Source organism: Inediibacterium massiliense (assembly GCF_001282725.1).
GTDB lineage: Bacteria > Bacillota > Clostridia > Peptostreptococcales > Thermotaleaceae > Anaerophilus > Anaerophilus massiliensis.
On sequence record NZ_LN876582.1, the window covers coordinates 1 to 9,643 of the forward strand.

General features: G+C 36.7%; 6 protein-coding genes, 22 tRNA genes and 4 rRNA genes. All 32 read right to left on the reverse strand.

Going from position 1 to position 9,643, the window contains the following annotated elements:
• Nucleotides 1-151 (reverse strand): 23S ribosomal RNA (locus BN2409_RS00240); the annotation flags it as partial.
• A 166-nt stretch (nucleotides 152-317) separates the two neighbouring features.
• Nucleotides 318-1,471 (reverse strand): 16S ribosomal RNA (locus tag BN2409_RS00245).
• Between the two features lie 502 nt (nucleotides 1,472-1,973).
• On the reverse strand, nucleotides 1,974-2,552 hold the full coding sequence (locus BN2409_RS00250) for a thymidine kinase (protein ID WP_053954684.1): 579 nt from the start codon (nucleotides 2,550-2,552) through the stop codon (nucleotides 1,974-1,976).
• 76 nt (nucleotides 2,553-2,628) lie between these two features.
• Nucleotides 2,629-3,660 carry a lysylphosphatidylglycerol synthase transmembrane domain-containing protein gene (locus BN2409_RS00255; protein ID WP_053954685.1) on the reverse strand — a complete coding sequence of 344 codons (1,032 nt, stop codon included), beginning with the start codon at nucleotides 3,658-3,660 and terminating at the stop codon, nucleotides 2,629-2,631.
• Nucleotides 3,661-4,191: a YkoP family protein gene (locus BN2409_RS00260; protein ID WP_053954686.1), complete on the reverse strand. Its 531-nt coding sequence runs from the start codon at nucleotides 4,189-4,191 to the stop codon at nucleotides 3,661-3,663.
• Nucleotides 4,184-4,903 carry a polysaccharide deacetylase family protein gene (locus BN2409_RS00265; protein WP_053954687.1) on the reverse strand — a complete coding sequence of 240 codons (720 nt, stop codon included), beginning with the start codon at nucleotides 4,901-4,903 and terminating at the stop codon, nucleotides 4,184-4,186. The genes BN2409_RS00260 and BN2409_RS00265 overlap by 8 nt, the downstream gene beginning before the upstream one ends.
• A gap of 3 nt (nucleotides 4,904-4,906) precedes the next feature.
• The gene (locus BN2409_RS00270; RefSeq protein ID WP_053954688.1) at nucleotides 4,907-6,049 is read right to left on the reverse strand and encodes an MGDG synthase family glycosyltransferase; all 1,143 of its coding nucleotides are present in this window, start codon (nucleotides 6,047-6,049) and stop codon (nucleotides 4,907-4,909) included.
• Nucleotides 6,039-7,166 (reverse strand): MGDG synthase family glycosyltransferase, encoded by a 1,128-nt coding sequence (locus BN2409_RS00275; protein WP_053954689.1) that lies wholly within the window; start codon nucleotides 7,164-7,166, stop codon nucleotides 6,039-6,041. The genes BN2409_RS00270 and BN2409_RS00275 overlap by 11 nt, the downstream gene beginning before the upstream one ends.
• A gap of 320 nt (nucleotides 7,167-7,486) precedes the next feature.
• A tRNA-Arg gene (locus BN2409_RS00280) sits at nucleotides 7,487-7,563 on the reverse strand.
• Between the two features lie 7 nt (nucleotides 7,564-7,570).
• A tRNA-Cys gene (locus tag BN2409_RS00285) sits at nucleotides 7,571-7,645 on the reverse strand.
• A gap of 19 nt (nucleotides 7,646-7,664) precedes the next feature.
• Nucleotides 7,665-7,740: transfer RNA gene (locus BN2409_RS00290), tRNA-Gln, on the reverse strand.
• Between the two features lie 6 nt (nucleotides 7,741-7,746).
• A tRNA-His gene (locus BN2409_RS00295) sits at nucleotides 7,747-7,822 on the reverse strand.
• 6 nt (nucleotides 7,823-7,828) lie between these two features.
• A tRNA-Gly gene (locus BN2409_RS00300) sits at nucleotides 7,829-7,902 on the reverse strand.
• A gap of 3 nt (nucleotides 7,903-7,905) precedes the next feature.
• Nucleotides 7,906-7,980, reverse strand: a tRNA-Gly gene (locus BN2409_RS00305).
• A 4-nt stretch (nucleotides 7,981-7,984) separates the two neighbouring features.
• Nucleotides 7,985-8,069 (reverse strand) — tRNA-Tyr (locus BN2409_RS00310).
• A gap of 4 nt (nucleotides 8,070-8,073) precedes the next feature.
• Nucleotides 8,074-8,148 (reverse strand) — tRNA-Thr (locus BN2409_RS00315).
• 11 nt (nucleotides 8,149-8,159) lie between these two features.
• A tRNA-Asp gene (locus BN2409_RS00320) sits at nucleotides 8,160-8,236 on the reverse strand.
• A gap of 8 nt (nucleotides 8,237-8,244) precedes the next feature.
• Nucleotides 8,245-8,320 (reverse strand) — tRNA-Val (locus tag BN2409_RS00325).
• Between the two features lie 5 nt (nucleotides 8,321-8,325).
• Nucleotides 8,326-8,400 (reverse strand) — tRNA-Glu (locus tag BN2409_RS00330).
• Between the two features lie 7 nt (nucleotides 8,401-8,407).
• A tRNA-Met gene (locus BN2409_RS00335) sits at nucleotides 8,408-8,484 on the reverse strand.
• Between the two features lie 5 nt (nucleotides 8,485-8,489).
• Nucleotides 8,490-8,565: transfer RNA gene (locus BN2409_RS00340), tRNA-Met, on the reverse strand.
• 5 nt (nucleotides 8,566-8,570) lie between these two features.
• Nucleotides 8,571-8,659 (reverse strand) — tRNA-Leu (locus tag BN2409_RS00345).
• A 5-nt stretch (nucleotides 8,660-8,664) separates the two neighbouring features.
• Nucleotides 8,665-8,739, reverse strand: a tRNA-Asn gene (locus tag BN2409_RS00350).
• 62 nt (nucleotides 8,740-8,801) lie between these two features.
• Nucleotides 8,802-8,878, reverse strand: a tRNA-Arg gene (locus BN2409_RS00355).
• Between the two features lie 7 nt (nucleotides 8,879-8,885).
• Nucleotides 8,886-8,960: transfer RNA gene (locus BN2409_RS00360), tRNA-Cys, on the reverse strand.
• Nucleotides 8,961-8,969: 9 nt separating this feature from the next.
• Nucleotides 8,970-9,045: transfer RNA gene (locus BN2409_RS00365), tRNA-Lys, on the reverse strand.
• Between the two features lie 3 nt (nucleotides 9,046-9,048).
• Nucleotides 9,049-9,124 (reverse strand) — tRNA-Gln (locus tag BN2409_RS00370).
• A 6-nt stretch (nucleotides 9,125-9,130) separates the two neighbouring features.
• A tRNA-His gene (locus tag BN2409_RS00375) sits at nucleotides 9,131-9,206 on the reverse strand.
• A gap of 6 nt (nucleotides 9,207-9,212) precedes the next feature.
• Nucleotides 9,213-9,286 (reverse strand) — tRNA-Gly (locus tag BN2409_RS00380).
• A gap of 3 nt (nucleotides 9,287-9,289) precedes the next feature.
• Nucleotides 9,290-9,364, reverse strand: a tRNA-Gly gene (locus BN2409_RS00385).
• Between the two features lie 30 nt (nucleotides 9,365-9,394).
• Nucleotides 9,395-9,511: ribosomal RNA gene (gene rrf, locus BN2409_RS00390) — 5S ribosomal RNA — on the reverse strand.
• A gap of 42 nt (nucleotides 9,512-9,553) precedes the next feature.
• Nucleotides 9,554-9,643: ribosomal RNA gene (locus BN2409_RS00395) — 23S ribosomal RNA — on the reverse strand; the annotation flags it as partial.

Consider the following 9,643-nt stretch of genomic DNA (forward strand, 5'->3'; position numbering starts at 1 on the left):
GTACCTAAGTATTACCCTAGGTAGGTTTCCCCATTCGGAAATCCACGGATCAAAGCCTGCTTGCGGCTACCCGTGGCTTATCGCAGCTTACCACGTCCTTCATCGACTCCTGGTGCCAAGGCATTCGCCCTATGCTCTTAATAACTTGACCAGAAATTGTATTTCATTTCATTTGCATTGTTCAATTTTCAAGGTACATTAATGTATAGAGTCAATAAAATTTCAAAGGAAACCTTTGAAATTTTCATTATTCCAAATACATTTATTTGAGAGTCAACCTCTCAAAACTAGACAGCACAGAAAGACTTGCTCCTTAGAAAGGAGGTGATCCAGCCGCACCTTCCGATACGGCTACCTTGTTACGACTTCACCCTAGTTATTGATTTCACCTTCGGCAGCTTCTTCCTTGCGGTTAGATCGCTGACTTCGGGTGCCCCCAACTCCCATGGTGTGACGGGCGGTGTGTACAAGACCCGGGAACGCATTCACCGCGACATTCTGATCCGCGATTACTAGCAACTCCAGCTTCATGTGGGCGAGTTGCAGCCCACAATCCGAACTGAGACTGGCTTTTAAGATTGGCTCCAGATTACTCTTTCGCTACCCGTTGTACCAGCCATTGTAGCACGTGTGTAGCCCAGAACATAAGGGGCATGATGATTTGACGTCATCCCCACCTTCCTCCGAGTTATCCTCGGCGGTCTCTTTAGAGTGCCCACCCAAAGTGCTGGCAACTAAAGACAAGGGTTGCGCTCGTTGCGGGACTTAACCCAACATCTCACGACACGAGCTGACGACAACCATGCACCACCTGTCTCTCTGTCCCCGAAGGGATTTCCCCGATTAAGGGTAATGCAGAGGATGTCAAGTCCTGGTAAGGTTCTTCGCGTTGCTTCGAATTAAACCACATGCTCCGCTGCTTGTGCGGGTCCCCGTCAATTCCTTTGAGTTTCAGTCTTGCGACCGTACTCCCCAGGCGGAGTGCTTATTGCGTTAACTGCGGCACCGAGGGGGGTAACCCCCGACACCTAGCACTCATCGTTTACGGCGTGGACTACCAGGGTATCTAATCCTGTTCGCTNCATTGTGCAATATTCCCCACTGCTGCCTCCCGTAGGAGTTTGGACCGTGTCTCAGTTCCAATGTGGCCGATCACCCTCTCAGGTCGGCTACTGATCGTTGCCTTGGTAAGCCGTTACCTTACCAACTAGCTAATCAGACGCGGGCCCATCCTATACCGATAAATCTTTGACTCCTATATGATGCCATACTAGAGTTTTATGAGGTATTAATCCCGATTTCCCGAGGCTATCCCTCTGTATAGGGCAGGTTGCCCACGCGTTACTCACCCGTCCGCCGCTAACTCCTTTTTATTCCACCCGAAGGCTTCCTAAAAATTTGTTCGCTCGACTTGCATGTGTTAGGCACGCCGCCAGCGTTCATCCTGAGCCAGGATCAAACTCTCAATTAAAATCTTCGAGGTTTGTGCTTCTTGCTCAAAATATCATTTTGGCATTTTGCATGTTTTTGCTTGTCATTTCTTATGCTGTTTAGTTTTCAAAGGTCAATCTTTTTTATGTCGCCGTTGTTTTGACGACTTAATTATCTTATCATTTTTTGTCGTATTTGTCAAGAAAACTTTTTTGGTATTTTTTAAAGCTTTCTTTTCGCAACGACAATTAGTATATTATCATATATTAAATACGATGTCAATCATTTAATGTGTTTTTTTTAAAATATTATTATTCTATTCCATATACTCCTATATAAGTAAAAGAAACCTTTTAATTTTATTTGTACTTACTATATACCTTTTAGTCCTCAGCAGAAAATGTTTTTGTTCCATCTTCAGAAATTTTATAGTTTGAAAAAATAGTCACATCTTCGAGCTTCACTATTTCTTCTTTGATCACTTCTTCTTTTTCCTCCATGTTCTCACCCCTTTCATGATTGTTTCAAAATAAGAATAATTATTAAGATGTTATTCTTCCATCATTATAATGTTTTCTACATAATGAAACATATAATTCATTTCCTCCAATTTCTATTTGGTCTCCATCTTTTACAATTTTTCCATCTCTCACTCTTGCATTTGTTGTAGCTTTTCTTCCACACCAACAAATGGTTTTAATCTCTTCTATCTTGTCTGCATGAACCAGTAACCAGTATGAACCTTCAAACAGCTCGTTTTTGAAGTCATTCTTAAGTCCATAACATAAAACAGGCACATTGCAACTATCTACAATCTCAATTAATTCTTCTACATGATGCTTTTTTAAAAATTGGCATTCATCAATAATAACACAATGAATACTACTATGACTATTTTCTTGTAAAAATATAGTTAATATATTGGTATCTTCTTCTATAACCATAGCCTCTTTTTCTATTCCTATTCTTGATGTAACCTTTCCTTTTCCATATCTATTATCTAATGCAGATGTAAGGACCAAGGCCCTTTTTCCTCTTTCTTCATAATTATATGCAACCTTGATTACTTCAATAGACTTTCCTGCATTCATAGTGCTATATCTATAATAAAGCTGGGCCATAAAACATTCCTCCTTTTTTATATCCATAAAAAAAGCTTGGGAAAATTTCCAAACTCTCTACCTATTGATTCAAATGTTAAAGATTTGTCTCTTTCCTGGCTTCTCTTACTTTCATTTTTTTGTTCATCATATAATCTATAAGTGTAGCAATTCCACAGACCAATAAATTAAAATAATAAACAATCATTCTCCATAAAAGCATTGCATATGTTACTTTTTGTGTCCCGAAAAAAATCTGAAAAAGTAAATAAAATCCTCCTTCTGAACTTCCTACTGTTCCTGGCGTAGGAATAAAAGATACAGCCATATAAAGAAGAGATTGTATAGCAATGACATCTAAACACGAAATACTACTTAATCCTAAACTTCTATAAATCCAATAAGTAATACTAAAATAAAATGTAAGTTGAAGGATTGTCATGACACAAAGCTTGAAAGTAGTTTTTTTATTTTCTCTAATCTTCCTTACACTTTCTTCATATTCCTTTATAGTTCTTTCTATTTTAAATTCATATTGTTTTATTTTACTTGGAATAAAAGTCTTCATGATCCATTGTATTACTCTTCTTAAAAAATTTCCATTTAAAAACAAAATAAAAATAATCAATAATCCTATAAAATTTAAGAAAATACCTATCCAAATAAACGCTAGAGACGCCTTAATATGTTCATAAACAAATCCTAGCTTAATGATAAACATAAAAATAGAATAAATTGTTACAATCACTTGATAAATAATAAATTTTTCTATCAATATGGATGTAGCCTTTCCTAATGGGACAGAATCTTTAATCATAGAATAAATTTGTGCAGGTTGCCCTCCACTAGCAAATGGTGTAATGAGACTATAATATTGTCCAATAAAAGTAAGTTTTATAGATTTTAAAAAATTATTTTTCACAAATAACATTTTTGATATTTCTTTTATGATTAAAGCATCTAATACCCAATAACCTATCATTCCTATAAATCCTATTATTAAAATATATGGATTGGTTTGAAAAAGAAGCTTTGGAAAAGTTGATAAGTTTTCATTAGATAAAACAATCCATAAAGTGATGAGTAAAAGAAAAATTAAAATTCCATATTGTATAATTCTTTTTTTCATCTAAACCGCCTTTCTATTTAGCACTTCTTTTTTAGAAATCCAACATTCTTTAGGAACTCTCCTTGTTTTTTCTTTTTGATAATTGCTCTTTTGAAATATTTTTTTTAGCCAATCATCCCATTGTTTAATAAATTCTCTTTTTATCTTATTCTCTATTGGAAAAATACTAAATCCCTTTCGAACAGCTATAGGGTGTAATATCGTCACCCCATAATATGCCTTAATAAACTTAAATCTTTCATCTTTTAAAATAGCTTGAGATAAAAATTTTAATTCTTCATCTACAATAAAAAAAAGACTAGCAGGATCATTTTTTATATGACGAACCTTTTTATTGTCTATATGAAATTCTCCTATCTGGTCTCCATTTTTAATAATTGTTCCATCTCTTAATTGTTTTTCATTTCCTTTATAAGTATGAAAACTCACATAAAAAAGTTTTTGACTTGAAAAAGGTATATACTCCCAATTGCTCAATTTTACAATAGTATCATCTATACTCCTAAATAGATATGCAATCATTTTATTCATTTATGACACCTGCCTGTTGATCTACTAAAACAAATTCATATCCTTCTTCTATAAGGTTAGGAATTAATTCCTCTAATGCATCAATGGTTCTTTTGGGTGCTCCTTTAGCACCATTACTATCATGAAGTACAATAATATCCCCACTCTTTACTTTTTTATATATTCTTTCTTTAATCTGATCAACAGTAGTATTTTTGCTCCAGTCCTTTGCTTCTATAGACCATAATACAACTTTAAGATCATACTTTTTTGCATAATAAGGTACTACTAAATTAAATGTTCCCCAAGGAGGACGGAAAAGCCTAATATTATATCTTAATTCATTAAAAATCTTTATAGACTTTTCAAAATCTTTGGCTGTTTGCCAAGGAAAACTTAACCAAGCACTTTTATGACATAAGGAATGAAGCCCTATCCCATGACCTTCTTGTATCATTCTTTCTACAATCTCTTTATTCTTTAACGCTTTATCTGCCACTAAGAAAAAAGTGGCTTTTACATTGTTTTTTTTAAGTATATCTAAAATCATTTCTGTATAGATAGGATCTGGCCCATCATCAAATGTTAATGCAATTTTTTTCAAAGAAGTATTCAGAACTTTTATGGTTTTTTTATCTTTGTTTCTATAATAGTAATTAGGAATTATATTATACAATACAAAACATATTACAATTAATACAAAACCCTTCAATTTCATCATCCCTTTAATCATTTTTCATATATTTACTTTTTTCATTTTCTCTTTCTGATTATATAAACCCAATATAGACTGAACTAATATATCCATATTAATTTTGTCACTCACTCTTACTATATTTTTATACAATTCTTTTCGATATCTTGTATCATTTAAAATCTTTCGTATTCCTATTTTAAGTTCTTCAAAATTATTAGCTACCATACCAATATTCTTTTGAGTAATAAATTTAGAATTTTCAATTTCTTGTCCTAAAGAAGGTTTAAATGCAATTATAGGCAAGTGAGATTTAATTCCTTCAAATAAAGTAACTCCGCCTGCTTTTGTGACCAATAAATCTGAATCATTCATCAACGCGGATACATTTTCTGTATATTCCAATATAGCTAGATTTTTCAGATTTTCATTCTGTTTTAATCTATTATAAATTTCTTTATTATTTCCTGTCAAAATAGTAGTTTTCACTGCCCTTAATTCATCTAGCCATATATAAAATTCTCTTTCTTTAGGCAAAAGCCCCATGCCTCCACCCATAATTAAGATAGTAAATCCATCTGATTTTTTTATTTTTTTTAGTTTTTCTAATTCATTCCTATGTCCTTCAAATTGTACTCTAATAGGAATTCCTGTAGCTGCTATCTTTTTTTCTGAAACCCCTTTTTGTATTAATTTATTTTTAATTTCTTCTGTAGCAACAAAATACTGATCTATATTATGATAAATCCACTCCCAACTATCTACTACATCTGTAATACAACTAATAATCGGAAGGTCGCTTTGATACTCTTCCTTATATTTTGATGCTAAACCTGACCCAACTGGAAATGTAGCTATAATCATCTTAGGATGAATAGATGAAATATAACTTGTCAGTTTGGGAAGACATATTTTATAAAACCAATCATCCAACTGAGAATGTTCATTAAAATACTTTTTATAATAAAAATAATTATATAATTTACTATTTTTAGTAATTAAAAATTCATATCCTTTATATAAACTTTTATATAGCTTTGGATTGATAATTTGAAAAATATCTACAATCTCCATCTTTATATCTTCATTTTCCCTTTTCACATGCTCTACAATTGCTTGTGCAGCCGATTTATGTCCCAATCCAAAAGTAGCAGTCAACAGTAAAATATCTGTCTTATTTTCCATAAATCATTCCCCGTTCATGACTATATTTCCACATAAGTTTATTAGACAACTCAATTATATTTTCTATAGAGTATATATTCCATAAATCCTTCATTCTTTTTTTCATATGCTCCAGTTTCTTAGGATTTTGAATCAATTCATCAATCACTTCATTGATATGATCTATATTCTTGATCTGAATGGCTACACCAGAATCTAGTAAAAATTCTACATTTCCTTCTTCTTGTCCTGGTATAAAATATGGAATGATCATAGGAATATTCTTTGCCATAGATTCTGATACTGTAATTCCTCCTGGTTTAGTAATCACAATATGAGCCTTGTCCATAAATTGTGGAATATCCTTGGTAAAACCATATACTCTAATTTCTTTACCTTCTATATGATGATATTGCTTTATTATCTTTTTCTTTAAACTCTTATTATTTCCACAAATCACAATAATACGTAATAAATTCCTATTTCCGATGAGATTTTCAAGCACTTTTTTCATACCTTTTACACCCATACTGCCCCCCATCAAAAGTACTGTGAAATAAGAATCTTTTTTATAATCTATACTCCTTTTTAAAAATTGTCTACGTATAGGAATACCACATGCATATATATTATTTGAGTTGATTCCTCTCTCTACTAAAGTCTGACTTGTATAATCGCTTCCTGTTATATATGCATCTACATAATCGTGAATATACACTTGATGTGCTTTATAATCTGTAACAACTGAAATAAATGGAATATGTAGCATCCCTTTTTTCTTTAAATCTCCTATGACTCCAATGATAAAAGGATGAGTAGTAATAATTAAATCTGGTTGATGATAGGTAATTAAATTATAAACTTTATGATATTCTAATCTATTAAATATTTTATTAAATTCTATATTAATAATTTTCCTATCACTCCACTTATATAACATTCCATATATTTTAGGCAAATGAGTAGCTAAAATATTGTATCCATCTGCTATACATAAATTTAAAACTTGGCTTGTTTCTTTTAAAATATCCATCATTACTACTTCATATCCAAATGCCTCAAACTCATTTTTCAAAGCTCTTGCAACTTGATTATGTCCTTCTCCTGTAGAAGCAGTAAAAATAAGGATTTTTCTCATGAAAATTCCCCCTTACAACTCTATAACTTGCTTTTTTAAAGAACATTGACTTTTAGCAAGCAGTTGTATACTATAAAACTTTGCAATCCCTTGGTAGATAAAAAAAGTCTCAACCCATATGTTAAGACTTTAGGCCCTAAGTCATATTGCCTAATATATTTTATCATATTTCATGAAACTGCCAATAGGAATATGCATATCTTTTTTAGAAAGTTATAAACCTTTTATGTAACTCTCACATGATCCACAATTTTATTCATTATATATGATAAAATACAATAAAATAGAGGGTACGAAATTCGTACCCTCTTCTATTTTATTGGTGCGCCCAGCAGGATTCGAACCTGCGGCCTTCTGATTCGTAGTCAGACACTCTATCCAGCTGAGCTATGAGCGCAAAAAAATGGAGGCGGCACCCAGATTTGAACTGGGGAATAAAGGTTTTGCAGACCTCTGCCTTACCACTTGGCTATGCCGCCATTATGAATTAGATATATATGGCTGGGGTAGCAGGACTCGAACCTACGGATGCCAGAGTCAAAGTCTGGTGCCTTACCGACTTGGCTATACCCCATTATTTTGGGGTGGGTGATGGGATTCGAACCCACGCATGCAGGAGCCACAATCCTGTGTCTTAACCACTTGACTACACCCACCATGTTTGGAGCGGATGATGGGAATCGAACCCACGCTACCAGCTTGGAAGGCTGGAGTTCTACCATTGAACTACATCCGCATTTGGAGCGGAAGACGAGATTCGAACTCGCGACCCTCGCCTTGGCAAGGCGATGCTCTACCACTGAGCCACTTCCGCATATTGGTGGAGGAAGGTGGATTCGAACCACCGAAAGCTCAGCTAACGGATTTACAGTCCGCCCCCTTTGGCCACTCGGGAATTCCTCCATTTTGGAGCTGGCGAAGGGAATCGAACCCCCAACCTGCTGATTACAAGTCAGCTGCTCTACCGTTGAGCCACACCAGCTAATATAAAATTGGCGACCCGGAAGGGGCTCGAACCCTCGACCTCCAGCGTGACAGGCTGGCATTCTAACCAACTGAACTACCGGGCCAAAATAAATGGTGGGCGCAATAGGGCTCGAACCTATGACCCCCTGCTTGTAAGGCAGGTGCTCTCCCAGCTGAGCTATGCGCCCTAAAATGGTGACCCATCCGAGAATCGAACTCGGGTTACCGCCGTGAAAGGGCGGTGTCTTGACCGCTTGACCAATGGGCCTTAATAATGGTAGCGGCGAGTGGACTTGAACCACCGACCTTCCGGGTATGAACCGGACGCTCTAGCCAACTAAGCTACGCCGCCATAAATGGTTGCGGAGGCAGGATTTGAACCTACGACCTTCGGGTTATGAGCCCGACGAGCTGCCAGCTGCTCCACTCCGCGATATTTGGTGCCGGGGACCGGAATCGAACCGGTACGATCTGTAAGGACCGCAGGATTTTAAGTCCTGTGCGTCTGCCAGTTCCGCCACCCCGGCATTTTTGGCTCCAAGGGTGGGGCTCGAACCCACAGCCTACCGGTTAACAGCCGGTTGCTCCACCATTGAGCTACCTTGGAACATTAATAACAATTGTTATTTTATCATTGACTTTGTGTTTTGTCAACACTTTTATCAAATTTGGTGCGCCCAGCAGGATTCGAACCTGCGGCCTTCTGATTCGTAGTCAGACACTCTATCCAGCTGAGCTATGAGCGCAAAAAAATGGAGGCGGCACCCAGATTTGAACTGGGGAATAAAGGTTTTGCAGACCTCTGCCTTACCACTTGGCTATGCCGCCACTATGAATTGGTGACCCATCCGCGGCTCGAACGCGGGACACCTTGATTAAAAGTCAAGTGCTCTACCTACTGAGCTAATGGGTCATATGGCTGGGGTAGCAGGACTCGAACCTACGGATGCCAGAGTCAAAGTCTGGTGCCTTACCGACTTGGCTATACCCCATTATTTTGGGGTGGGTGATGGGATTCGAACCCACGCATGCAGGAGCCACAATCCTGTGTCTTAACCACTTGACTACACCCACCATGTTTGGAGCGGATGATGGGAATCGAACCCACGCTACCAGCTTGGAAGGCTGGAGTTCTACCATTGAACTACATCCGCATTTGGAGCGGAAGACGAGATTCGAACTCGCGACCCTCGCCTTGGCAAGGCGATGCTCTACCACTGAGCCACTTCCGCATATTGGTGGAGGAAGGTGGATTCGAACCACNCTAGCGACGACCTACTCTCCCAGGGCACTACCGCCCAAGTACCATCAGCGCTGAAGAGCTTAACTTCTGTGTTCGATATGGGAACAGGTGTAGCCTCCTCGCTATTGTCACTAGATGTGATACATAAATGTACCTTCAAAATTAAACAATGCAAAATCTGGTCAAGTCCTCGACCGATTAGTACCTATCAGCTAAAGACATTGCTGCCCTTACACCCTAGGCCTATCAACCAGATGGTCTATCTGGG